This window comes from Pseudomonas sp., assembly GCF_030147005.1.
Classification (GTDB): Bacteria; Pseudomonadota; Gammaproteobacteria; order Pseudomonadales; family Pseudomonadaceae; genus Aquipseudomonas.
Genome location: NZ_JASLAW010000249.1, coordinates 13,467 through 38,544, shown reverse-complemented (window position 1 = coordinate 38,544; position 25,078 = coordinate 13,467). Strand labels below are relative to the sequence as shown.

Genomic DNA, 25,078 nt, shown 5'->3' with positions numbered 1-25,078 from the left:
CCAGATCCGCGAGAGAAAAAAACCAAAGAACTGCCCGCATTGTCCGGGATTCGTCCAACACGCTCAAGCACGCAGGTTGACCGTAGCCGACACGCTCGCAACTCCCTATAATGCCGCCCCTATGGCTAAACAAAAGAAACACCCCACAGGGACCATCGCGCAAAATAAAAAGGCGCGACACGATTACTTCATCGAACATCGGTTCGAGGCTGGTCTGGTCCTGGCCGGCTGGGAAGTAAAAAGTCTGCGTGCCAGCAAGCTGCAGCTGGTCGACAGCTATGTGCTGCTCAAGGATGGCGAGGCATGGCTGCTTGGCAGTCATATCACCCCGCTGACCACCGCGAGCACCCATGTAATTGCCGACCCGGTGCGCACGCGCAAGCTGTTGCTCAATGCCCGCGAGCTGGAAAAACTCGCTGCGGCAGTGCAACAGAAAGGCTACGCCTGCATCTGCTTGTCCTGGTACTGGAGCAAGCACTTGGTCAAGTGTGAAATTGCGCTGGGCAAGGGCAAGAAGGAATACGACAAACGCGATACCGAACGCGAGCGTGACTCCAATCGCGAATTGCATCGCGCGGTGCGCAACAAAGGCAAGGAAGACTGACTTTGTGACGATGTAGCCTCGGGCAACCCGTCCGAGGCTACATGCCTTTACGTCGCTCCGCCCGGGCTACGCGCTGAACCTCCTGACGAACCTCCTCCAGCACTTCCTGCACATACAGCAGGTGACGTGTTGAAATCTCCCGCGCCTGCTCGGCCCGCCCTTCAATAATTGCCAGGTACAGATCGCGATGCTGGCTGATCAGCATGTCGCGGGTCTCGGTGCGCTGCTGATACATGCCGCCAATGTTGGTCACCACGTTACGCTTGAGCAGATCAAACAGCCCGCGAATGGTATGCAGCAACACCGCGTTATGACTGGCTTCAGCGATGGCCAGATGAAACCGCGCATCTGCGGCCCCCTCCTCCACTCGACTCACCTCATCGGCCCGCGCATAGCAATCCTGCAATGCCTCGAAAGCCGCCGTCAGCCGCTCACGATCGACTTCAGTCGCACGTAATGCCGCGTAATACGCACAGGAAGCTTCAAGTGTCTGGCGAAACTCCAGCAAATCCCGCTGTGCTTCCGGATTGTTCTCCAGCAAATGCAACAGAGGGTCGCTAAAGGTCGACCCCAGGGATTCCACTACATAGTTGCCGCCGCCCTGACGACTGACCAACAACCCTTTAGCCGCCAGCTTCTGGATCGCTTCTCGCAGCGACGGGCGCGACACGCCAAATTGCTCAGCCAAAGCGCGCTCGGCCGGCAAGCGCTCGCCCGACTTCAACGTGCCCTCAAGAATCATGCCCTCAAGCTGCTCGACAATATCGTCAGACAAACGGCGCTGACGCACCTGATCAAACCCCATAACCCACTCTCCACCATCCCGACCACTCGCCGGGGCTTCTATTCTGGCCTATCGCCGCGCTTGCAGCACCTATCAGAACGCCTCGGATTTACCCGATCAGAACTGCGCACGCCCACCCGTACGATCAAAGTTTCGCAAGCGGCAAATTGACACACCCCATCAAGACTCTTAATCTAGCCCAAAGCGACTGTAAATTGGTATTACCAATTATCCAAGGCGTACAAACAACAACAATCAGGGGCCACCCCACATGCAAACCTGGCAACAGCTCTACAGCCCTCTCGGCAGTCTCGGTTTATCCGCACTGGCCGCCGTTATCCCCATCGTATTTTTCTTCCTGGCCCTGGCCGTGTTCCGTCTCAAGGGGCACGTGGCCGGCAGCGTTACCCTGGCGCTGTCCATTCTGGTCGCGATCTTCGCCTTCCAGATGCCGGCAGACATGGCCCTGGCCGCCGCCGGCTACGGCTTTGCCTATGGCTTGTGGCCCATTGCATGGATCATCGTGGCTGCGGTATTTCTCTACAAGTTGACGGTCAAGAGCGGTCAGTTTGAGGTTATCCGCAGTTCGGTCCTGTCGATTACCGACGATCAACGCTTGCAGGTGCTGCTGATCGGCTTCTGCTTCGGCGCCTTCCTCGAAGGTGCGGCCGGTTTCGGTGCCCCCGTGGCCATTACCGCCGCGCTGCTGGTCGGCCTGGGTTTCAATCCGCTCTACGCCGCCGGCCTGTGCCTGATTGCCAACACCGCCCCGGTAGCCTTTGGCGCGCTGGGCATCCCGATCATCGTTGCCGGCCAAGTCACCGGTATCGACGCCTTCAAGATCGGCGCAATGACCGGCCGCCAACTGCCCCTGCTGTCACTGTTCGTGCCCTTCTGGCTGGTGTTCATGATGGACGGCCTGCGCGGCGTTCGCGAAACCTGGCCCGCAGCCCTGGTGGCGGGCTTGAGCTTTGCCATCACTCAATACTTCACTTCCAACTTCATCGGCCCCGAACTGCCCGACATCACCTCGGCACTCGCCAGCCTGATCGCCCTGACCTTATTCCTGAAAGTCTGGCAACCCAAGCGCACGGCCGGCGCGCAGATTGCCGGTGCCACCTCGAGCTCGGCAGTTACCGCCAGCGCCGGCGGCTTTGGCTTGCCACGCAACACAACCGTTTCGCCGTACAGCCTGGGGCATATTTTCAAGGCATGGTCGCCTTTCCTGATCCTCACGGTGCTGGTCACCATCTGGACCCTCAAGCCGTTCAAGGCGATGTTCGCCGCGGGTGGCTCGATGTACAGCTGGGTGTTCAACTTTGCGATCCCGCATCTGGATCAGTTGGTGATCAAAGTCGCGCCAATCGTAACCAACGCCACCGCCATTCCTGCCGTGCTCAAGCTGGATCCGATCTCAGCAACCGGCACCGCGATTTTCTTCTCTGCGCTGATCTCGATGGCAGTATTGAAAATAAGCCCAAAAATTGGCCTGACCACTTTAAAAGAAACCTTTTATGAGCTGCGCTGGCCGATCCTGTCCATCGGTATGGTGTTGGCCTTCGCCTTTGTCACTAACTACTCGGGCATGTCTTCTACCATGGCACTGGTACTGGCGGGCACCGGCGCAGCCTTCCCGTTCTTCTCACCTTTCCTCGGCTGGCTTGGAGTTTTCCTGACAGGCTCGGACACCTCGTCCAATGCGCTGTTCAGCTCGCTGCAAGCCACCACCGCACACCAGATCGGCGTCAATGACACCTTGCTGGTAGCGGCGAACACCAGCGGTGGCGTGACCGGCAAAATGATTTCGCCGCAATCGATCGCCGTCGCCTGCGCTGCGACCGGGCTGGTGGGCAAGGAATCCGACCTGTTCCGTTTCACCCTCAAACACAGCCTGTTTTTTGCCACTATCGTCGGGCTGATCACCTTGGCGCAGGCGTATTGGTTCACCGGTATGCTGGTGCACTGAGACTGCACGCAATAGGGTAAAAATCGACGCCGGACAACGGTTGCGGCGTCAGCTATTTCTGGAGGACCGATGAGCCTGCCTGCCGCATTCCTGAACGACGTCGCACAACTGATCCCGAAGGACCGTCGTTTCGACGACCCACTTTCCACCCTCGCCTTCGGCACCGATGCCAGCTTTTACCGATTGATCCCACAGCTGGTGATTCGCGTTGAATCGGAAGACGAAGTCGTCACGCTGCTGCAACTGGCCCAGCGCAACCGCGTTCCCGTGACCTTCCGCGCAGCGGGCACAAGCTTGTCTGGCCAGGCCATCAGCGACTCGGTGCTGATCGTGCTGGGTGATCAGTGGAATGGTCGCGAAATACGCGGGCAAGGCATGCAGATCCGCCTGCAACCCGGCGTCATCGGCGCTCAGGCCAATGCCTGGCTGGCGCCATTCGGGCGCAAGATCGGGCCGGACCCGGCGTCGATCAACGCCTGCAAGATCGGCGGCATCGTCGCCAACAACGCCAGTGGCATGTGCTGCGGTACCGCGCAAAATACCTATCACACCCTGGCAGGCATGCGCCTGGTTCTGGCCGATGGCAGCCGCCTGGACACCGAAGACCCCGCCAGCGTCCAAGCCTTCCGCCAGACCCATGGCGCGCTGCTTGAACGTCTGGCAGCACTGGGCCGCGAAACGCGGGCAAACGCCGAACTGGCCGCAAAAATCCGCCACAAATACCGTCTGAAAAATACCACCGGCCTGTCGCTGAATGCCCTGGTGGATTTCGATGACCCGCTGGACATCCTCAGCCATTTGCTGGTGGGCTCCGAAGGCACGCTGGGTTTTATCAGCGCCGTGACTTACCACACGGTCATAGATCACCCGAACAAAGCCTCGGCACTCATCGTGTTCCCGGACGTCGAGACCTGCTGCAACGCAGTCACCGTGCTCAAAGCCCAACCGGTTTCTGCGGTTGAACTGCTGGACCGGCGCAGCCTGCGCTCGGTACAGAACAAGCCCGGCATGCCTGCCTTCGTACAACATCTATCGGAAAATGCCTGCGCGCTGCTGATCGAATCCCGCGCCGCCTCTTCGTCGTTACTGCATGAACAACTGGCGCTGATCATGGCCGCCCTGGCTCCTTTCCCCGTGGAGAAACAGGTCGACTTCACCGAAGACCCAGTGGAAAACGCTCGGCTCTGGGCGATCCGCAAGGACACCTTCCCCGCCGTAGGCGCCGTACGCAAAACCGGCACTACCGTGATCATCGAAGACGTCACCTTTCCGGTCGAGCATCTGGCGATTGGCGTTAACCGTTTGATCGAACTGTTCGACAAACATCACTACGACGAAGCCATCCTTTTCGGACACGCGCTGGAAGGCAATCTGCACTTCGTCTTCACTCAAGGCTTCAACAGCGCGGAAGAAGTCGCACGCTATCAAGCGTTCATGGACGACGTTGCACACTTGGTGGCGGTGGAGTTCGGTGGCTCGCTGAAAGCCGAACACGGCACTGGCCGCAATATGGCGCCGTTTGTCGAACTGGAATGGGGCACTGACGCCTATCAACTGATGTGGCAACTCAAGCGCCTGCTGGACCCAAACGGCATCCTCAACCCGGATGTGGTGCTCAGCGATGACCCGCAGATTCACCTCAAATACCTCAAGCCCCTGCCCGCCGCCGACGAGCTTGTGGATAAATGTATTGAATGCGGGTTCTGCGAGCCGGTGTGCCCGTCGAAAGGCCTGACCCTGAGCCCGCGCCAACGCATTGTGATCTGGCGCGACATCCAGGCCAAACAACGCGCCGGCGTCGACACCACCGAGTTGGAAGCGGCCTACCACTACCAAGGCATCGACACCTGCGCCGCGACCGGCCTCTGCGCCCAACGCTGCCCCGTAGGCATCAATACCGGCGACCTGGTGAAAAAGCTGCGCAGCCGCGACGCCGACCGTACGAAAACCGCCGAATGGCTCGCCACCCATTTCGCCACCACACTGCAAGGTGCGCGTTTTACCCTGCATGTCGCCAACGGCGCACGCATGCTACTGGGAGCGCCGCGCCTGGCGAAGTTATCGGCCACCGTGACCAGGCTGTCCAAGGGGCAGATCCCGCAATGGACCCACGCCATGCCGCAACCGGAAAAAGCCATTCGCTTCAGCCCGGCCGTTACCGACGAACGGCCACGGGTGGTCTACCTGGCGGCTTGCGTGTCGCGCGCCATGGGCCCGGCGGCGGGTGATAAAGAACAAATGTCGCTGTACGACAAAACCCGTGGCCTGCTGGAAAAGGCCGGTTACCAGGTCGTCTTTCCCGACCATCAAGACAACCTGTGCTGCGGCCAGCCTTTCGCCTCCAAAGGCTATTCCGAACAGGCCGAACACAAGCGCCAGGAACTGCTCGGCGCCCTGCTCCACGCCAGCCGTGGCGGCCTCGACCCGATCTATTGCGACACCAGCCCGTGCACCCTGCGCCTGATGCAAGACCTGGGCGAGACACGCCTGGACCTCTACGACCCGGTCCGCTTTATCCGCACCCACCTTATGGACCGCCTCGACTTCACGCCGCAGGAGGCGCCCATTGCCATCCACGTCACCTGCAGCACCCAGCACCTGGGTGAAAGCCAAGCGCTGATCGACCTCGCCCGACGCTGCGCCACAACCGTTGTCGTCCCCGAAGGCATTCACTGCTGCGGCTTTGCCGGCGACAAGGGCTTCACCACCCCGGAACTCAACGCCCACTCACTGCGCACCCTCAAGGACGCGGTGCAACACTGCAGCGAAGGCATCTCCACCAGCCGCACCTGCGAGATCGGCCTGAGCCTGCACGGCGGCATCGATTATCACGGGCTGGTGTACCTCGTGGACCGCGTTACCCAGGCCCGCGCCCATTAAGCCCGCAAAATAAAACAGAACCCCTGCGCGCCGGTGTAGTCATCTCCATAGGCCTCGACAAACGAGGCTCATCAGTGATGTCGCTGGCAGGTACTGAACGCCAGCAGCGTCGAGCCTTTTTACGCAAGGAGATACCCTATGAAGCGTTCCGCTCTTGCTGGCTTGTTCATTACCGCTGCGATGCTGGCATCCCCCACGTTTGCGGCCGGTGATGAAGACCTGTGCCAGATCAACCTGGACAAAATCAACAACGGTAAAGCCCTGCTGTCCACCGACACCAGTGGCAAAAGCGGCGAAATCGACACCGCCGTCGCCCAAGCCAAGGCAGCCAGCGCCGCCGGTGACCACAAGAAGTGCATCGAAATCACCTCCAAGGCCCTGCAAGACTTGCAGAACAGCGACAAAGGCGGTCAGTAAGCGATAGGGCCGACCTTCGGGTTGGCCTTTCGTGAAGGTTTGGCGTACACTGCACAAGCTTGTCACTCACTAGAAACAACGAGTTACAAGCACGGGGCCGTTTAGGATTCGACGCCGGTCGCGAAACTTTAGGTGCATGCCGAGTTGGTAACAGAACTCGTAAATCCACTGTTGCAACTTCTTATAGTTGCCAATGACGAAAACTACGGCCAGGAATTCGCTCTCGCTGCGTAAGCAGCCTTAGCCCTGAGCTTCTGGTACCTTCGGGTCCAGCAATCACCAGGGGATGTCTGTAAACCCAAAGTGATTGTCATATAGAACAGAATCGCCGTGCAGTACGTTGTGGACGAAGCGGCTAAAACTTACACAACTCGCCCAAAGCACCCTGCCCTTCGGGTCGCTGAGGGTTAACTTAATAGAAACGGCTACGCATGTAGTACCGACAGCGGAGTACTGGCGGACGGGGGTTCAAATCCCCCCGGCTCCACCACTTCATCATCTAAAGACGTCCACGGACGTCTTTTTTTGTGCCTGAAATCCAGTGAAATCACGGGCTTCAGGGCCATTGGCTTCCGCAGACGCATTAAGAGTTCCAGGCGTTTTGGTATCCCATTTGGTATCCCGGACCCACCGGTGTTATTTTTGGGATACCAAAACGGTGTCGGAGGTAGCTCTCATGCCTACTAATGCAACCCGCCTCTCAGACCGCCAACTCAAGGCAGTCAAGGCAACAGGAAAAGACTTCGTTCTCACTGACGGCGACGGCCTTCAACTCAGAGTCAGAGCCAGTGGCTCGATGATATGGAATTTCAACTATCGCGAGCCGGTAACCAAAAACCGCCTCAATATGGCTCTGGGCCCTTACCCGGCTCTCTCGTTGGCGAACGCCAGAAAGAAAGCTCAAGAAGCACGTGAACTACTGGCGCAAGGCATTGATCCCAAGGCTCACCGCGATGAGCTCAGGCAAGCCAAGCTGGCGAAGACCGAACACACATTCGAGAAGGTGGCCACCGCCTGGTTCGAACTGAAAAAACACTCCGTCACAACGGCCTACGCCGAAGACATCTGGCGCTCACTCACGCTGCATGTTTTCCCCAGCCTCAAAGCCGCACCCCTTGCAGACATCACCGCCCCCATGATCATCAAGCTCCTACGGCCGATCGAGGCCAAAGGCAGCCTGGAGACGGTCAAGCGACTTTCCCAACGTCTCAACGAAATCATGGCCTACGGCGTCAACTGCGGGCTGATCTTTGCGAACCCGCTCAGTGGAATTCGGGCAGCCTTCAAGAAACCGCAAAAACAAAACATGGCGGCACTTCCTCCCGAAGAACTACCCGACCTTATGCTGGCGATTGCCAACGCCAGTATCAAACGCATCACCCGCTGCCTGATCGAATGGCAACTGCACACTATGACCCGCCCTGCCGAGGCTGCCGGGACGACCTGGGCAGAAATAGATTTCGAGAAACGCATCTGGACCATCCCAAAGGAGCGCATGAAAAAACGCCGTGCGCACCCCATCCCCCTAAGCGACCAGACGCTCGCGCTGCTAGAGACACTCAAGCCCTACAGCGGCCACCGGGAACATGTATTTCCGGCCGACCGAAATCCGCGTACCCACGCAAACAGCCAGACCGCGAACATGGCATTAAAGCGTATGGGCTTCCAGGATCGGTTGGTCAGCCACGGCCTGCGATCAATGGCCAGCACCATCCTCAACGAACATGGATGGGACCCGGAGTTGATTGAAGTCGCACTCGCCCATGTCGACAAAGACGAAGTCCGAAGCGCGTACAACCGAGCGGACTACATCGAGCGAAGACGCCCGATGATGACTTGGTGGAGCGAGTACATTCAAAAAGCCGCCACCGGCAATTTGTCGGTGACGGCCATTCATGAAAACACAAACGGGAACGTCATCCCGTTTCGTTAATCAGTTCCTGCTGGCGACAGCGGCGACACTGGCGACAACCCACGTATTTAGCGGTCCTTCGTAGGGCGACAACGTGGCGACAGTCGCCACCATCTGCATCGCCCATAAGCTTTTAAGGCACAGCCCCTGAGGGCAGGAAGGCTTCGCCTTCCCGTCCTCAGGGGCTCACTTTAAAAACCGACGAACGGCCTATCGTCCATTCAAGGCCACGTTCTTCCACGCACGTCCAACGACTAAAAAGCCCACCGCACACCCAGTTGACCACCCTCCGAGCACGCGTTACACCTGAGCTGTACAGCGCTGTCATCGACAGCATTGCCCAGGTAGCCAGGGACCTTTAAGGCTATGCCCTACAGTGGTGGTCCCAGCCCATGCGCGCTCGCTTCCAATTAGGCGCGCAGTCACGCCCAACGTGATCGAAGCCGACTTATCCACAGTGCAAATGCGGCAGCCCACGCCCGTCTCTTTCTCCAGGAAAGAGACGGGCGCCGAAATCACTGCCGCAGCCCTTGCCGGGCAACACATTGTAGCGTTTGTCCCTGTGACAATCGGCGTGACAAACCCCGATGTCACCCGCAGCAGCAATGCAGATGATGGTGCCGCATCCTACGGAATGGACTGCACCTGACTGACAGTCAGGCATGCCCCGGTCATCGCATCACTGCCTGCAACAGACTCAGGATCTCGCGGCGCTGGTCTCGTCAGCCAACGCAGCCTCCACCCGCCCACCGCTATTGGTGCTCAGGAGGCCAGATCATGAGATGCCCAAGCTCCCGGTCGTAAAGAGCCGCCCGTCCCGCGTAAGTGGACAACCCTCACAGGCTGCAGGGGCCTTGATCCCTGATAACACTCAACAACCGTGGCGGGGAGAGTGAGGGAGAAATTCGAAACACCAGGAGAATGACGATGCAATTGTGCGAAGTGTTCGACCTGCCACGGCCGCTGCTGGAATACCGGCCCGAGCCGCTGGCATATCCGGTCGAAGCGTTGGGACAGATATTAGGGCCAGCCGTCCAACGCATGGCCGAGGTGATCGGCGTGCCCTGCGCCATGGCTGCGCAATCGGTGTTAGCCACTGCCGCCCTGGTGACCCAGTCGCACGCCAATGTGCAGCTCGATGGCCGTGTTTATCCGTTGTCCCTCTACATGCTGACGGTGGCATCGTCAGGTGATCGTAAAAGCGCAGTGGATCATCTGGCGCTAGCATCTGCACGTGAGTGGGAGCGGCGACAGTGGATGCTGTATTTGGAGCAACTGAAATCCAATCGCGCCGCCATTCGAGAAAAGCACGAAGCTCGTGAGTTATCCGAACCCGTCCCACCCAGATTGATCATCGCCGAACCCACGATTGAAGCCCTGATCAAAAACCTATGCCAGGGCTTGCCCAGCATGGGGTTATTCAACGATGAGGGCGGCCAGTTTTTGGGCAGCAGCACCATGAGCAAAGAGAACCAACTCAAGGCCATCACCACCCTGTCAGCGCTCTGGGATGGCAGCCCCATCGACCGGGCGCGCTCCATGCCGGGCGAAAGCCTGCGAGCTTATGATCGTCGCCTCAGTCTGCATCTGATGCTGCAACCTTACCTGGCCAACCAGCTACTCACAGACCGGATGATCAATGGCCAAGGCATCCTTGGCCGTTGCCTGATCAGTTGGCCCGAACGCCTGGTGGGGCGGCGCTTGTACAAGGCAGTCGACCTCACGCGAGATGCCAGGATCCAGCGCTACCAAGCGCGCATTACCGCTCTGCTGGATAAGCCGCTGTCGCTACACAACGACGGCTCACTTAACCCTGACAGGCTGGAACTGACACCCAGCGCTCGCACTGCCTGGATCGATATTCACGACACCATCGAATGCCAATCTGGTGAGTTTGGCGAGCTGGCCGGCATTCAATCTGTCGCCGGGAGAGCAGCCGCCAATGTACTGCGTATCGCCGGGGTATTGGCGGTGATTGAAGACGCGCACGTAGTGGACGAACCCCATATCCAGCGCGCCTCGACGCTGATGGATTACTACCTGGCCGAAATCCAGCGCCTGACGGAACAAGAGCCCATCAACACGTTACGCGAGGAGGCGGATCGACTGCTGCGCTGGCTGACGCAAAAAGGCTGGACCCAATTTACCGTCCGCGACCTCAATCGCAACGGCCCCCGCTTTGCCCGCAAAAGCAGTCATCACACCATTACGCTGCTGGTCGAATTGATCTCACATAGCTGGCTGGACTCTCCTGACGGAAAGACCTTCGAGGTGCGCCATGTTCCGCCTCAATGACGCGGTGCGCCGTTACCAGGCGCAGCATCAGACACGACCTGCATTGCGGAGTGTCGCCACTTCCGTCGCCGCCTTGTCGCCATGCTTCAGAGCAGCAACTACAAGGGTTGTCGCCACTGTCGCCGTTGTCGCCACACCCGTCTTAGGGCCTGTCGACATCGGCCAACTGATCCACCAACTGCGCGAAGAGGGAGCAATGCTCCGGCATCAGCAAAACGCCCTGATTATTCGTCCCACACATTGGCATCAGACGGACAAGATCAGCGCCCACTGGAAAGCGGTGCTGCGCTTTCTGCAGGACACGGAAAACGGTGAAGCCGATGGCATTGGTCGGCCGGCGTGACGGGCGCAACTTTGGCTACGGCCGTCAGCTAAGTTATGCCGGCCCACAAGCGCTGAAAGATATGTTTGCCGGCGGCCACTTCGCTACGGTCAAAGCACACAGTGATCGCTGGCAGGCGTTTGTGAAGTGGTGTCGGTCAACAGATGGCCCCGGTTACAACGATGCCCGCCAGATAGATCGCAGTACCTTGCACAGCTACGCCACACACCTGCGTCAGCAAATCCACCAAGGTGAAATCTGCATCGCCACCGCGCAGAACCGCCTGAGTAGCGTAAACCGTACCCTCGCAGCATTACGCGGCGACCAGTACGTGAAAATCGCCAGCCCGAGTAAGGCACTCGGCATGCAGCGATCAAGCGTACGCACCCGCGCACCGGATGGCCAAGACCACCAACAATTGAGTCGAGTGATTGAAGCGCTTCGCGAACAGCAACACCACCGCGTAGCCGCGATTGTCTGTTTGGCCCGAGCCACCGGTATGCGGTTGCGCGAAGCGATCCTGGCTGATCTCCCACGTTTGCAACGTGAAGCCGAACGCTTTGGTCGCATCAACATCCAGGACGGCACCAAAGGTGGCCGTTCTGGGGCATTAGCACCGCGCTGGATCGTGGCCAATGAAGCGGTGAAGGTTGCACTGCAGATAGCTCGTCATGCCTCACCAGTCGGCAGTCGCAACTTGCTGGCCCAAGGTGAAAGCTATGCGAATTTCCTGAAGCAGACGGTGCGGCCTGCTCGCGAATTACTACAGAAACAGGGGCTGAAGAGATTTCATGAATTGCGCGCGGCCTATGCCTGCGAGCGTTACGAGCAGCTCACGGGCCATGCCGCCCCGGTCAATCGTGGCCACTGCTATCGCATTGACCGCGACCTTGATCAACTGGCGCGCCAACAGATCAGCCTTGAGCTTGGGCATAACCGGATCGATGTGGTTTCGGCCTACATTGGAGGTCGAGCGTGACCAAGCCCTTCGACATGGCGCTGTTCCTGACCGGCGTACTGACTGGCTCCAAGGCCACCCAGCAACGACACCTACGACAAGCCCGAGTCATGCAGACGGCCATTCACCAGCGATGGCACCTAGACAATCCCTGGACCTGGCAGTTGAAACATCTGCGCTGGTTTCTAGCTCAACACCTGAAAGATCGCTCTGACGCCACTCGTTACTATTACCGGCTAACTGCACACCTAATGTTGAAAAGACTAGGTCGGAGCTGGATTTTGTTTTGAAATCGCACCTGGCTTTTCAGCTAAACAACGCCGACCCTGCCGCTGTGCTATGGCCCAAGCTGGATTCGGTACGCGGTGCGCTCCAAGTCGGAAAGCTCACTTCAAATTAGCCTGACTCACCTCCCGTAGCGGGATCAATGTCGGTCAACTCACGCTCAATCTGTTCAATACTCGGCAGGCTGGACTGCAGATCGATCGGCAAGGATTCGAGCAGTTTGAACTCAGCAATGCCCATAGGCTGGCTCTTATCACCTAGGGCATATTCAGCCACTACCTTGTTTTTGCTCTTGCACAACAACAGGCCAATGGTGGGATTGTCGTGTTCGTTTTTGACCTGTCGATCCACAGCGGTCATATAAAATCCAAGCTGCCCCAAATGCTCGGGCTTGAACTTACCGGCCTTGAGCTCGATCACCACATAACAACGCAGCCTGAGGTGATAGAACAGCAAGTCGATAAAGAACTCGTCGCCTCCCACATCCAGCAGTACCTGTCGTCCAACGAACGCAAAGCCTGCGCCCAATTCCAACAAAAACTCTGTAACGTGCTTGACCAGTGAGCGTTCGATCTCGCGCTCGTGCGCTTCATTGCTCAGACCAAGAAAGTCAAAGCGATACGGATCTTTCAGCGACTCGCGAGCCAGATCGGACTGCGGTTTGGGCAAGCTCACATCGAAATTCGTTACCGCCGTACCACTGCGCTCCAACAGCCGGGTTTCGATGTGGATATTCAATACATTACGTGACCAACCGTGCGTAATAGCACTCTGAGCATAGGCCAGGCGTTGCTGTGTGTCTTTCAGCCGGGTCAGCAGTACCAGATTATGCCCCCACGGCAATTGTCCAACAGCTTGTTGGACAATTGCGGCATCCGGCCACGCTTCGGCAAAGGCGCGCATGTACATGAGATTGGCGCGTGAGAAGCCTTTCATGTCCGGAAATGCGGCGCGTAAATCATGCGCCAACCGCTCGATCACCTTGGCGCCCCAGCCTTGCTCAGCTTGCCGAGATAGGATGTCACGGCCAATCTGCCAGTAGAGCAGCACCAGTTCACGGTTTACGGCCAGCGTTGATCGCTGCTGAGCAGCGTGAATACGACTTTTGAGGTCGGCCAGCCAGTCACCATAACCTTCGGGGGGCGGGGTGAGGCTAACGGGGACGTTGCTCATACCTTCTCCCCTCGTGGCTGTCTAGGCCCTACCTTCGCGGTATCTGCTGCCATCTCGATCTTTTCCAAACGTTCGGTAACGCGTCGACTGATAGACGCTGAAGATTTGCTTGAGTCGATTGACTCTATCCCTCCCTGTCGGGAGTGGAAAGCCCACCAGTCGCACTTACAATCGGGTTAGTGCAGCCTCACTCTTTCCAAACCTCAGCAGCCAACGGCAACTCATTCAACCCGGCACGGGCCTCACGCCACGTTGGAAAATGCTCTCCAAGGATTGAGATAAAGCGCTCATTGTGAGTGGGTTCGAGCAGGTGAATCATCTCGTGGACGACCACGTACTCAAGCAGATCTTTCGGTTTCTTCACCAACTCGGTGTTCAGTCGAATGTTCCCTGCTTGATGGTTACAGCTGCCCCATTTGGTTTTCATCCGTTGCAGGTAATAACCCGTCACCTTCACCTTCAGCTTGCGCTCCCACTTCTTGATCAACACCGGCAGCACGGCGTGCAGTTGCCGCTTCTGCCATTCGTGCATCACTTCGGCGCGCTTATGTGCATCGCTGCCGGGGCGAACAGTTAAGGTGATGCGTTTGTGGTCGAGCACCACTGATGGTTTGGCGTCCCGGTGGTTAACCACCATCAGGTAGCGTCGACCCCAGACATAGTGGCTTTCTCTTTCCACAAACTGACGCGGCGCTTCACGCGCCTGCGCCTCCAGTTTCCTCTGCTGCTCGCGAATCCAACCCAGCCTGGAAATAGCATAAGCTCGAGCGACTTCAAGCCGTGTGCTTGTTGGGGCTACTAACGTTACCCGCCCCTCGGGCGGGTGCACACTCAGGTGGACATTCTTGATGTCTTTCCTGGTTACCGAAATTGAAATATCACCCAGTTCAATAATCTCGTTCATCAATATCCTTGTTGGTTCTTGATGATCTCGAATATTGCCGAAGTCGCTACACGGTCACGCCCCATCAGCGGGAACAGCGCATTAAGAACCTGCGCTTCCCGTGCAGGGTCTCCTCGCCAGGAAGCAGGGGCCGATCCGCGCATGGCCAGGTCAATATCCAAAGCCAGTTTCACCTTTGCCCCTTCATCTTTCGGGCACTGAAAGGTGGTCGTTGCAATGCTGTCCAGGTTATTAAAAAGCACAGTCGCTTCCCGATGGCCGTTAAGTGCAGCCGGGGAGTTACCTGGTCCTTTCTGCCCCAACTTTCTGACCAGCGACTCGGCCTTACGCAAAAACTCCTCGTAAGCGGCTGCATCATCACGACTCTGTTTGATCAGATCCTCAAGCAAGCGCGACATACCCTCGTAGAACTTCGGGTCTGTCAGTTGCTCTCGAATGATAGTCTTCCGTACGTTGTTGATAATACCTTCGGCAATCGCCCCCTTGGAAAGGTTGCCTTTAGCGTTGAGCTTTTTGGCGATGGCATCGTGAACGCCAGTCTGAACGATCAGCTCAACCAGCGAGAAATTATCGACCGTGCTCATCGGGTCGGCAGGGTCTGCCTGAATATAGGTATTGAGCAGATGCCGCATGTCCGCTTCGAAAGGCTTGATGTCCAGCTCTTCGCCGGAATATTTCTTTATCGCCTCACGAACGTCAGCGTAGAACTGCACTTCTGTCTGAAGCCTTCCGGCTTCAGCAGCCGAGTAGCCGGCTTCGGTAAGGTTCTGCGCCAAGTCGGCAAACGCCCGCACAAATGAAGCCACCGCCTTGTAGAAGGACACCCGCAGTGATTCGGTCTCATCCAGCCCATTGGCGTTAGCGGCAGCACCACAGAAGTAATGGATAAACTGCTCAATCTCGCGCGGTGGTGCCACTGGGTCGCACAAGTAGCTCAATGCCTCGCGGGCAGCGTCCAGTTGCTTCTTCCCTTCGACCAGCCAGTTCTTCAGCTCAACGTTGTTATTGCCCCCGCTGCCTGCGTCGACATCCAGCTCGTCAGAGGTGTACACCGAAATGGCGTCTTGTACGTCGCCGAACAGCTCTTTGAAGTCGACGATATAGCCAAAGTCCTTGTCATCACCGTCGAGCCGATTGGTGCGGCAAATTGCCTGGAACAGGTTATGGTCCCGCAGCTCGTTATCCAGATAGATGTAGGAGCAACTAGGTGCATCGAAACCAGTCAGCAACTTGCTGACCACAATGAGTAGCTTCAGGTTGGCCGGCTCCTCAATGAAGCGACGCTTGGTCTCTTCTTCATAAGCGGTGGTGGTCTGACCAGGCTTCAATACGTACTGCGTGTAAGTATCGAACTTGTAACGCTCATCGCTTAGCGCCGGCTCGCGGGAAATTGCATTGTGGTTCGGCTCATAGGACGTGACGATGCCGCAATATGTGCCGAAATAGGTGTTCTTAAACAACCGGAAGTAGTGACAGGCATCGTAGATGCTGGCGGCCACCAGAATGGCCGTCCCTCGGTCATTGTTCAGTCGTGGCTTTAAGCCAAAATCCTCAATGATGCTTGCGACGATGCGCTGCTTACGCTCACCAGCACTCATAAGCGACTCCATGGTGGCCCATCGTTTGCGCAGGATCGATTTCTGGTAATTGTTCAGAGCTTTGGTTGCTCGTTCAAACCAGGCATCGATTCCGTCCCGCGAAGTCAAACGCTGCGGCACATCGCGCGCTTCATACTTAAGGTCCAACACGACTTTATCCGCCACGGCTTCATGGAATTTGTAGGTATGGATGTAAGTGCCGAACACATCGCGCGTAGTCTGCTTGTCCTTACGCAGCAACGGTGTACCGGTAAAGCCAATAAACAGGGCATTGGCCAGCCACTGCTTCATTTGCTTGTTCATGTGACCGCCTTGGGTGCGGTGACATTCATCCACGAATACATAGAAACGCCCATGCATGGGCGGTGGCGGTACGCTCAAATCAGGCTCGAATTTGTGCAGCAAGGCGCAAAGCAGGCGTGGTGCGGCAGCAGAGAGCTTCTGCACAAGATCGGCGCGAGAGGTAATTCGTGGTGAGGGCGAGTCGTTACCGATTACCCCGGCATTACGCATCACCCCGGATATTTGCTTGTCCAACTCATCGCGATCCGTGATGACCAGAATGCGCGCCTCAGGATCGTGCTCCAGCAACCACTTGGCGATCAGCACCATCAGAATGCTCTTGCCACTGCCCTGGGTATGCCAGATAACCCCACCCTCTTTACGCCGAACCCGCTCCTGCGCGGCCTTCACTGCAGCGAATTGATGAGGGCGCGGCACTTTCTTGATACCCGCATCGAAGATGATGAAGTTGCGGATCAGATCGAGCAGGCGTGACTTCTCGCACATCTGCGCAAGCGGATCGTCCAGCAAGTAACCAGACTGTGACACTCCTGTACCCGGTAGCACTTGGTAGCGAGCAGGGATCTCCCGCAGGGTATTCAGCTCTTCAAGCCCAGCGTTCGGGGAAGACGCCTTCCATTCGACAAAAAACTCGGCGCGGGTAGTCGCCGTGCCGTAGCGCAAGCCCTGAGAGTCACTGCCAGCGAAAACCAACTGCACTGTACTGAAGAAATCCTTGTTGAAGATTTCCTCCTGGTTGGTGATCAGCTGGTTGATACCATCGGCCACCTCTACCGAACTACGCTTGAGCTCAATCACGCCGATGGCGATACCGTTCAGATAAATCACCAAATCTGGGCGGCGCTCATAGCCACCGCGCAAGGTCACTTCCTCGGCAATGGAGAAGTCATTGCGTTCAGGGTGCTCCCAATCAACTAGATGCACCGTTTCGTGGGCCTGCCCAACGGCTACCTGTACCGGCACGCCGTAACGCAGCAGTTGGTAGGTACGCAAATTCGCCTGATACAGCGTGATGCCAGTGGAATCAGCCGCAGCCATCAGCCTTTGCAACGCTGCTGATATTTGCGCATCAGAGTAGCCCCGCTGCTTCAGGTTTGCCTGCAACAGCTCGACTTCAATGTTGCGATTTTGCCCACGCTTGCTCCACTCACCCAGGTAGTTGTAGCCAAGACAATCAGACCGCGACGTGTCCGCAAACAAGGCCACAATACGATTCTGGGTGCGACGTTCGGAGCGAGGTTGTTGAATCATCAGGTGCATCCTGCAGGGTTTATTCGGATTCGTGTTTGCTAAAGAGACTGTTGAGCAACACGTTATTCATTTGTTTGGAATGGGCGCGTATGGCGTCGGCATCCCAAGATTCTGTTTCCATCATCAGATACTGTTTAACGCTATCGATGGTGTTGTTCTTATAAAACTCCCTCTTGGCCGATGGCATGAAATTGCTCAAGCGAGAGTTCTTGCTGTGGCTGATCAGGCACAGATTGCCGAACGAGTTAAGCGTGTCATCATCCAGCTGTACTTGTCCGTCTAGCGGATGCTGCGGATAGTAATGCTCAACCGAACTACGGAAGGTGAATTCGTAGGATTTAACCGACTCCTTTGCCCTGTGTTCAAGCCAAAGCAAGTAGTCCAGAAAGTTGAACACCAGGTTGTTTTCGATGCTGCCGAACGTCAGCCGGGACTCGATCGTCTCCGCCGCAATGCTTTCGCGGCGCGTCTGACAGGCGCCCCGGTTGGTGTAAATCATCGCAAAGTATTCAAGGCCGGCCCCTTGGGCCAGAAAGCGGTCAAAGACAAACGCCTTTGCTACCGCCTCCATGTGCTGCAGATAAGCCTGAGCCTCGATCTGTTCAACGTAAAACAAGTGAAACAGCGCCGCATTCAGCCAGTGCTTGTAAACCAGCGTTGGCGTAGAAACATGAAACGCTGACAGCAACATCAGGATGCGGCGGTTGATGTCTTCGTTGCCATCCTCCTCGCCGAAGGTATTCACATAACTCCCGCGCCCCGCCCGGCTACGTTCTCCGCCGTCATTCCATTTGAAGCGTTTGAGGCTCCAGCCATCTGCGCCCTTGATGAACTCACGCTTGATTACATACTGGTCAAACAGATACTTGCAGCGCAGCAGGCTAAAGGTAAAACGCTTCACCGCGGTTACAGGATCTGGCTGCTTGAGCACATGAGCTTCAAAGGTATCGAGCAGACGTTTGTCATCCAATGGGATGTCAGCTTTCGTATCGACACGCAGTACATGCAACAGGAAGTTCGGGAAGTTGATAACTGTGTTGAAACGCTCTGGCGCGTCCTCACTTGACTCATCCTGCCTCGCAGCAACCGGTGCCTTGGCAATGATCTGATCAAGGGTTAAGCGGGTTTCCTGCTTGGCGGCCACCTCTTGCGAACTGTGCAGCGCGGCCCGCAGCGCATCAAAGTCAGCAAGCTCAAACTGTCCCCAGTCCTTGTCGCCAAAAATGCTGCCACGTTGGCCAGGCGTGAAGCCCATTTGCACATAGCGCTCCATGTTCGCGCAGGCTTCCCAAACGGCATGCAGGCAGTTCTGGCTCTGCTCGCAGCCCTGCAACTCCTTCATCATCCGTGCCTTGAGCACCTCGTGCTTTTCCAGCTGCTCACCGCGGTTATTCATGATCTCGAAGTAATGGTTCAGGTCCGTATCCGCCGGGACCTTCACCCGCATGATTTGCACGTAGCGGAACAGGTAGTCGTAGAACTGCTGAAGCGACACGCTGTTCTCTTTGAGCTTTTGCGGCAAAAGTTTCTGGATGAGGCGGTAGCCATTGAGGATGCCAGTATTGATCTGCTTCTCCGTCAACACCTCGGCAGGGTCGTCGTTGAATTTGCCCTCGAAGATGGCCGAAAAGGTAGCACGCGAATGCTCACGGCTATCGAAATGGATACTCAGGTTCGAGTACCAGGCAAGATCGACCAACCGGGTGTTTTTCAAGTACGAAGTCAGTAGTGAGAGGGTCGTCAGGCGCTGTTGGCCGTCAATGGTTTCGAACACCGGTGTTTTGCTATCCGGACGCTCATACACCACCAAGGTGCCAATGTAGTAATTGCGCGCTTTATCGCCATCCTCCGGCAGATAGTCGATCACGTCCTGAATCAGCTGCATGATTTCGCCCTCCTCCCAAGCGTAATTACGCTGGTACATCGGGATGACGTACTCATCCCGACCACTGAGCAGCGCCTTGATGGAGAGCTGACTGATTTCGCTACTCATAATATTTCATCGCCTTGAACAGAGCTTCGATCTCACCGGTTCTGGTTGACTTCTGGCCACTCAATACCGGCAGGGTGCAGTTAATAAAGTCAGCAGGACGTGTGGCGTCCTTGATCAACCGGAACAGATTGTTCTCCAGCACGTGGTTATCCATGCTGGCCAGCTGCACTACCTGCATCTTCAGGCGCAGGCTGTAGGCCCAGATGAAAATCTTCTCGATGGCCCGGGAGATATCTGCGTGGCCGAACTTGTCGACGTAATAGATCAACAGGCAATCAAACATCGCCCGTACATAACAATCACCGGTGCGGGTTCTTGCCGGGTAGCTATTGAGGGTTTTCATGATGGTTTTCGCATAGCCATCGAGCCCTTCAGTACCCACCAACTCATGCCCGCTCCAGGACTCGGCGCTGATCCGCGCCACTTTGCCCTGATAGTGGTTGATCAGCTCAAAAAAGCGCCGACCATTGATGATGATCTGATCCAGATGGAAGGGAAAACCGAGCTCGCGCGAGTCGATCTTGCGCTCGTACTGCCCGTTGTAGTTATCGACAAAATGGTGGGCAATACGCAGTTGCTCCACATAGGGGTAGCTAGCCACTGTGTCGATGTTCACACCCTTGAACAAGTCGCTGTCATCCTTGCTGAAGTAACGCGCCGAAACCCCTTTCGACCAGTTGCGGATGCGGTACAGGTACTGCGAGAAGAGTGTCGCCAACGCCTTGGTATCCGTGTTTTCCCAACGCGCCACCGTGGCCGCCTTCAATTGCTCGTCACGCGGGCTGAACTCACGCAGATGGTAAGCCTTGAGCAGGTCATGGGGCTCCAGGTCCCGGCCGCGCGCATTCTGCGAGTCGAAGAACTGAAAGGCTTCCGACACATCGCTCAAGGCCACCGCGACGACCTGACACTTGTTCAGGAAGAAGTCGATATGCGTTTCGGTAAAGTCCGCACGGGAAACGATGCGGGCCACCTCAAGGTAATTGCTATGGATGTTCTTTTGCGAGATCTCACTGCTAAAACTGGGGTTCACCATCGCTTGTTCAAGCTTGAGCAGGCGTTCCCGCAAGTCTTTGCGTTCGAGCTTTTCTTCCTTATTCCGCTGAATCAGCGCACGGACCGCCAGTACCAGGCTAATGGTTCGCTGCTGGCCATCGACGATGTTCCTAGTACCACCTTCGTGGTGAAACACGAGAGTGCCCAAGCGATAGGCGGACTTGTCCTTATGGATGGCGATATCGGAGAACAGTTGGTTGATGTTCTTGCCGGTCCATTTGTAGGGGCGCTGGTACTGGGGGATATCCAGCGCCGAATCCATGAGCAGTTCGTAAACGCTGATGATCTTGCTGGATAGTTCAGTAACCTGCAGCGCTTGAGTCGCATCCATGCTCAGGTTTGTCATAACAGTCGGGCTCTTCCGGTTAGCAGTTCTTGCATCATGCCTTGCTTGAGGGCGCGGGCTTTGGTTAGTCGCCGATCCAGCACAGCCAATTCGTCGTCCATATCGGACAGCACGGCAGCGATGGCGGTTTGTTCCGCAGGGTCGGATGGCAGTTGAATCTCGACAGCCCTCACATCAGTTGAGTTTACGGATTCGAAAGTCGAGCCTTTTGAATGCTTCGCCCACGCCGGCTCAAGAAGGATAAGGCAATGATATAGAAAGTCGTTCGGATACCGAATTGCACAGACACCGCGCCCGATGCAAAAATCGAACATGGCACGCGATATCTCTCCAACAGGTGCACGAACCGACATCAGTATGTCACCTGCTCGTCCATGCTTCGTAATTTGAGTTGTGAATACACGCTTGATCGTTTTGCGGTTTGCAATGTCCGCATTGCCCTGAATCAACGGGAGCCCATCACCTTGCGAATTGTAGTTCGAGGAACTTGGGGATTGTCCCATTACTATCTCCCCCACTTCCCCCAAGCGCTTCACCACCCACTCACCATAAAAGCCGCGGAGGCGGACTTTGCCCGTGAGGAGCTGTTGCATGGCGGCTTTTTTTAGGTCTCGCTTCTTGGCGATAAGCCGCTCCATCGCATTCAGCAGCGCATCTACATCATTCAACGCCGCCGCAATGGCGCGTTGCTCGATGATTGGAGGAAGTGCAATTTTGTAATCCTGAAAGGTAGCTGGGTAAAGATGCTTGATTGTAGTCCCTCTAGCGAGCGACAAGGTTGTCTGCCGATATTGAGACGTACTGAGCAAAAATGAAATGTAGCTGCAATCGGATGCGGTCTTAAATACAATGACCTCTCGCCCAATAGCCACAGGGGTAGTTCGCGATAATGCCGAAGCTTTACCCGTGTTAGCAGCCATGTTTGACGAGCTTGCGATTAGCACGCATGGCTCGCTTACAATATAGGTCTGGGACTCTTCATCAACGAACCACTTGAAGTGGTCATAATTTAAAACTTCTGAAAAGTCTGTATAGAGAGCCGTATAGGGTATGGCTGGTATCCGACCACTGGTTTTTATATCTTCCTTTAGAAGCCCCTTCCCCTTGGCAAACTTACCGACCTCCCTCAGCGGCTTCACTTCCCAATCCTCCGGAATCAGGCCTACTTCGGTTTGCTTGTAGCCGAGCTTTACTGACATGCCGCCCCCATCTTTTTCAGATGTTCTTCCACACGACTGGCAAGGGTGGCAACTTCATCCGTTAGCTGCGGCAACGGATTTGCATAGCGCTCACTGAGCTCACGGATACGCCCAGTCAAGGTTTGGGAAACGCGATCTAGCTCGCCCTGCACCGTGACGGCCAAGGTGGCCAACCATTTGGCATCGACAACAAGGGTTTTGATCTCGGCTTCGCTGAGCTGCGGATACTTAGCGTGGACCTTATCGTGGAGATCTTCCTCAGACTTCTTGAGCTTGGCTTTCAGGGTACTTTGCTGGTCGATCAAGGCGTCGTATTCGGCCAGTACCTTGAGTTCATCCTCATAATCGGGATCTTTACCAATCTCGCGCTGACGTGCCTTGATCGCTTTGGCAGTGACCTTCTGCTTGTCACCCTCTCCCTCGATAACCTCGCTAAGCGAGCCATCCTCACCACTGTGCTCTTCGAGCATTTCGCTCATGCTTTGCTCGACACCGGCCAACTGGGTTTCAAGGCCTTCAATAACGTTCCGCTCAGCCATGAAATAACTCGCGATCAGAATCTCAACTGGAATCAGGTCAGATTTGAAACGTCTCTTACCTTGGCTGTAGTCATGTTTCTCGCCCCAGACAAGCTTGTTGTTCTTATCCTTCACCTTAACGACTTCACGCACCTGAGCACCTGCTTTCCAGCCGACAGCACTGATTAGGTAGCAGTCGTCCTGCATTGTCTCGGTCCAGTAGTCCATGAGGTGCTGATAGATGTCGTAATAGTCGAGCAAGGGCGCTTTAGCGAAGGCGCTGAGCAGGTCCTCGGACAGTGTGGCGATTAACGTCTTAGGGTGGCTGCTGACCTCATCGGCAGCAAAGCCTTTCAGTCTCGGGGTACTGCTGGCCAACCACTGGTTGAACAGCGTATCCACACCTGCTTTGAATGTTGTGAACTGCGGATGAGCGAAGATGATCGGCTTGACTTCGCGGCTGACCAGCTCAAAGTAACCGGGGTGGCTGGCCGGCTTGAACAAGGCCGCTCGCAGAGCAGGCATTACCTGCCAGTAGCTACCGAACGCATCGATGTCCCGCTCGGGAATGCCACCGCGCAAATGACCGTCGATATCCTGAATGTCTTCAGGTTCCGAACTGTCAAGATAGCGCGGCAGGTTGAGGTTGAAGTCGTTCTTCGGGTCGCTGAGTTCGTCGAAGGGGACCATGCGCGCGTAACGCGGCACATCTGCCATTCGGGTAAAGGTATCTACAATTTTGTGTACGTCCTGATCGCGCAAGCGGTTCTTCGGGCCATCCTTTATAAAGCCCTTGGCGGCATCGATCATGAAAATTCCTTTACGTGCCCTGGCGTTCTCCTTGTCCAGCACCAGAATACAGGCGGGAATACCGGTGCCGTAAAATAGGTTGGCCGGCAGGCCGATAATGGCCTTCAGGTAGCCAGAGCGCACCAGTTGCTCACGAATCACCGCCTCGGCGTTACCGCGAAACAGCACGCCGTGGGGCAGAATGCAGGCACCTTTACCGGTACTGTTCATCGAACGGACGATGTGCAGCAAAAAGGCATAGTCGCCCTGCTTGGCTGGCGGCTCGCCCCAGGCAAAGCGCTGGTAGGGATCTTTGGCTGGCGTAAGGCCGACGCTCCAGGACTTGACCGAGAACGGAGGATTGGCCACTACGTAGTCATAGGTACGCAGTTGCTCGCCGTTCTTGAACTTGGGCGAGGACAGCGTGTTGCCCTGCAGAATGTTAGCGGTCGGGAAGTCATGCAGGATCATGTTCATGCGGGCCAGACCGGCGGTGGTCACGTCCATCTCCTGCCCTTCCAGGGTGATGTGCTTGCCGGCTTGGTCGGCCACTTTCAGCAACAGCGAGCCTGAACCGCAAGTCGGGTCATACACCGTCGTCTTGGCCACGGCATTGGCAGGGCTGATACCGATGACTTGGGCAATAACGCGACTGACTTCGGAGGGGGTGTAGAACTGGCCCTTACTCTTACCACTCTCACTGGCGAAGTGGCGCATCAGGTATTCGTACGCATCACCGAGAATATCGTCGTTGTCGGCGCGATTTTTCGAGAAATCCAACTCGGGCTTTTCGAAGATGGCCACCAGATTGGTAAGACGCTGCACCATCGCATCGCCTTCGCCCAGCTTGTTTGGGTCGTTGAAGTCGGGGAAGTCACTGCGCGCAAGCCGGGTGTTGGCATCGATCAACGGCTGGATGATCTGTGTGTTGATCTTGTCGCCGATGTCGGCCTTGCCCTTGAGGGCGATCATGTCTTTAAAGCTGGCTCCCGGCGGTATGGTCACCGGCGGCGCGAAGTCATCCGAGTTGCCGTACTTGTCGGAGATGTACTTGATAAACAGCATGAACAGGACGTAGTCCTTGTACTGGCTGGCATCCATCCCACCGCGCAGCTCGTCACACGAGGCCCAGAGGGAGGAGTAAAGATCGGATTTCTTGATAGCCATCGGCAATCCTAGCTAGGGTGAAGAATACGTGGACATGCGGCACTCGTTGCTGCCCGGGGAAATGCTCAAGGCGTTGGCGCAATACAGAGGCTCGACGATCGTATGAAACGAGGAGGGAATGTTACCTGCGGCTGAGCAGTGAACCTATCCATTTCGGGATTATCGGGCTGGTGAATTGTTCACAGCTCAGCTGTGCTCCATCAGCGAGCAAGTCGCTAGATAATTTCGCAGCAGCAAAATTAGGGTATCAACATCACGCACGGTCGGGTAATCCACAGTCGACTTCTGCCCTATAGCCACCGGCAACGATGAGTAGTTCTCTCTCAATAATGTGCAAAGCGTGGCTGGCAGGATCGGA

General features: G+C 56.4%; 17 protein-coding genes and 1 other RNA gene. 10 read left to right on the top strand and 8 right to left on the bottom strand.

The window, feature by feature from the left end:
* The first annotated feature begins 121 nt into the window (after positions 1–121).
* Positions 122–604 carry an SsrA-binding protein SmpB gene (gene smpB, locus Q1V60_RS23835; protein ID WP_003235073.1) on the top strand — a complete coding sequence of 161 codons (483 nt, stop codon included), beginning with the start codon at positions 122–124 and terminating at the stop codon, positions 602–604.
* Between the two features lie 37 nt (positions 605–641).
* Here the strand turns inward: smpB and Q1V60_RS23830 are convergent, their stop codons facing one another.
* Positions 642–1,409 (bottom strand): FCD domain-containing protein, encoded by a 768-nt coding sequence (locus tag Q1V60_RS23830; RefSeq protein ID WP_300635412.1) that lies wholly within the window; start codon positions 1,407–1,409, stop codon positions 642–644.
* A gap of 250 nt (positions 1,410–1,659) precedes the next feature.
* Between Q1V60_RS23830 and Q1V60_RS23825 the strand changes: the two genes are divergently transcribed.
* From Q1V60_RS23825 to Q1V60_RS23785, 9 genes are all read left to right on the top strand, one after another.
* Entirely contained in the window at positions 1,660–3,354 is a 1,695-nt protein-coding gene (locus tag Q1V60_RS23825) for a lactate permease LctP family transporter (protein WP_300635410.1), read from the top strand.
* Between the two features lie 69 nt (positions 3,355–3,423).
* Positions 3,424–6,234 (top strand): FAD-binding and (Fe-S)-binding domain-containing protein, encoded by a 2,811-nt coding sequence (locus Q1V60_RS23820; RefSeq protein WP_300635409.1) that lies wholly within the window; start codon positions 3,424–3,426, stop codon positions 6,232–6,234.
* A 138-nt stretch (positions 6,235–6,372) separates the two neighbouring features.
* Positions 6,373–6,651: a hypothetical protein gene (locus tag Q1V60_RS23815; RefSeq protein WP_300635407.1), complete on the top strand. Its 279-nt coding sequence runs from the start codon at positions 6,373–6,375 to the stop codon at positions 6,649–6,651.
* A gap of 93 nt (positions 6,652–6,744) precedes the next feature.
* Positions 6,745–7,141: a transfer-messenger RNA gene (ssrA, locus tag Q1V60_RS23810) on the top strand.
* A 186-nt stretch (positions 7,142–7,327) separates the two neighbouring features.
* The gene (locus Q1V60_RS23805; protein ID WP_057005077.1) at positions 7,328–8,584 is read left to right on the top strand and encodes an integrase domain-containing protein; all 1,257 of its coding nucleotides are present in this window, start codon (positions 7,328–7,330) and stop codon (positions 8,582–8,584) included.
* Positions 8,585–9,490: 906 nt separating this feature from the next.
* Complete coding sequence (locus tag Q1V60_RS23800; protein ID WP_300635404.1) at positions 9,491–10,858, top strand: YfjI family protein; 1,368 nt, start codon at positions 9,491–9,493, stop codon at positions 10,856–10,858.
* Entirely contained in the window at positions 10,842–11,201 is a 360-nt protein-coding gene (locus Q1V60_RS23795; RefSeq protein WP_128706722.1) for a hypothetical protein, read from the top strand. Before Q1V60_RS23800 ends, Q1V60_RS23795 begins: the two co-directional genes overlap by 17 nt.
* Positions 11,179–12,159, top strand: a complete 981-nt coding sequence (locus Q1V60_RS23790; protein ID WP_300635400.1) for an integrase domain-containing protein — start codon at positions 11,179–11,181, stop codon at positions 12,157–12,159. The genes Q1V60_RS23795 and Q1V60_RS23790 overlap by 23 nt, the downstream gene beginning before the upstream one ends.
* On the top strand, positions 12,156–12,428 hold the full coding sequence (locus tag Q1V60_RS23785; RefSeq protein ID WP_300635398.1) for a hypothetical protein: 273 nt from the start codon (positions 12,156–12,158) through the stop codon (positions 12,426–12,428). The genes Q1V60_RS23790 and Q1V60_RS23785 overlap by 4 nt, the downstream gene beginning before the upstream one ends.
* Before the next feature lie 106 nt (positions 12,429–12,534).
* On the opposite strand, the gene Q1V60_RS23780 is transcribed toward Q1V60_RS23785, so the two are convergent.
* The 7 genes from Q1V60_RS23780 to Q1V60_RS23750 all read right to left on the bottom strand — a co-directional run bounded on the left by Q1V60_RS23780 (position 12,535) and on the right by Q1V60_RS23750 (position 24,720).
* Positions 12,535–13,596 carry a PDDEXK nuclease domain-containing protein gene (locus Q1V60_RS23780; RefSeq protein ID WP_300635396.1) on the bottom strand — a complete coding sequence of 354 codons (1,062 nt, stop codon included), beginning with the start codon at positions 13,594–13,596 and terminating at the stop codon, positions 12,535–12,537.
* Positions 13,597–13,783: 187 nt separating this feature from the next.
* On the bottom strand, positions 13,784–14,500 hold the full coding sequence (locus tag Q1V60_RS23775; RefSeq protein ID WP_300635395.1) for a SprT family zinc-dependent metalloprotease: 717 nt from the start codon (positions 14,498–14,500) through the stop codon (positions 13,784–13,786).
* Positions 14,500–17,652, bottom strand: coding sequence for a type I restriction endonuclease subunit R (locus tag Q1V60_RS23770; RefSeq protein WP_300635393.1), 3,153 nt, complete (start codon positions 17,650–17,652; stop codon positions 14,500–14,502). Before Q1V60_RS23770 ends, Q1V60_RS23775 begins: the two co-directional genes overlap by 1 nt.
* Before the next feature lie 19 nt (positions 17,653–17,671).
* Entirely contained in the window at positions 17,672–19,645 is a 1,974-nt protein-coding gene (locus tag Q1V60_RS23765; protein ID WP_300635391.1) for a DUF262 domain-containing HNH endonuclease family protein, read from the bottom strand.
* Positions 19,638–21,047, bottom strand: coding sequence for a DUF262 domain-containing protein (locus tag Q1V60_RS23760; RefSeq protein WP_300635389.1), 1,410 nt, complete (start codon positions 21,045–21,047; stop codon positions 19,638–19,640). Before Q1V60_RS23760 ends, Q1V60_RS23765 begins: the two co-directional genes overlap by 8 nt.
* Positions 21,044–22,246, bottom strand: a complete 1,203-nt coding sequence (locus Q1V60_RS23755; RefSeq protein ID WP_300635387.1) for a restriction endonuclease subunit S — start codon at positions 22,244–22,246, stop codon at positions 21,044–21,046. Before Q1V60_RS23755 ends, Q1V60_RS23760 begins: the two co-directional genes overlap by 4 nt.
* Positions 22,237–24,720, bottom strand: coding sequence for an N-6 DNA methylase (locus Q1V60_RS23750; protein WP_300635385.1), 2,484 nt, complete (start codon positions 24,718–24,720; stop codon positions 22,237–22,239). The genes Q1V60_RS23755 and Q1V60_RS23750 overlap by 10 nt, the downstream gene beginning before the upstream one ends.
* Between the last annotated feature and the right edge of the window lie 358 nt (positions 24,721–25,078).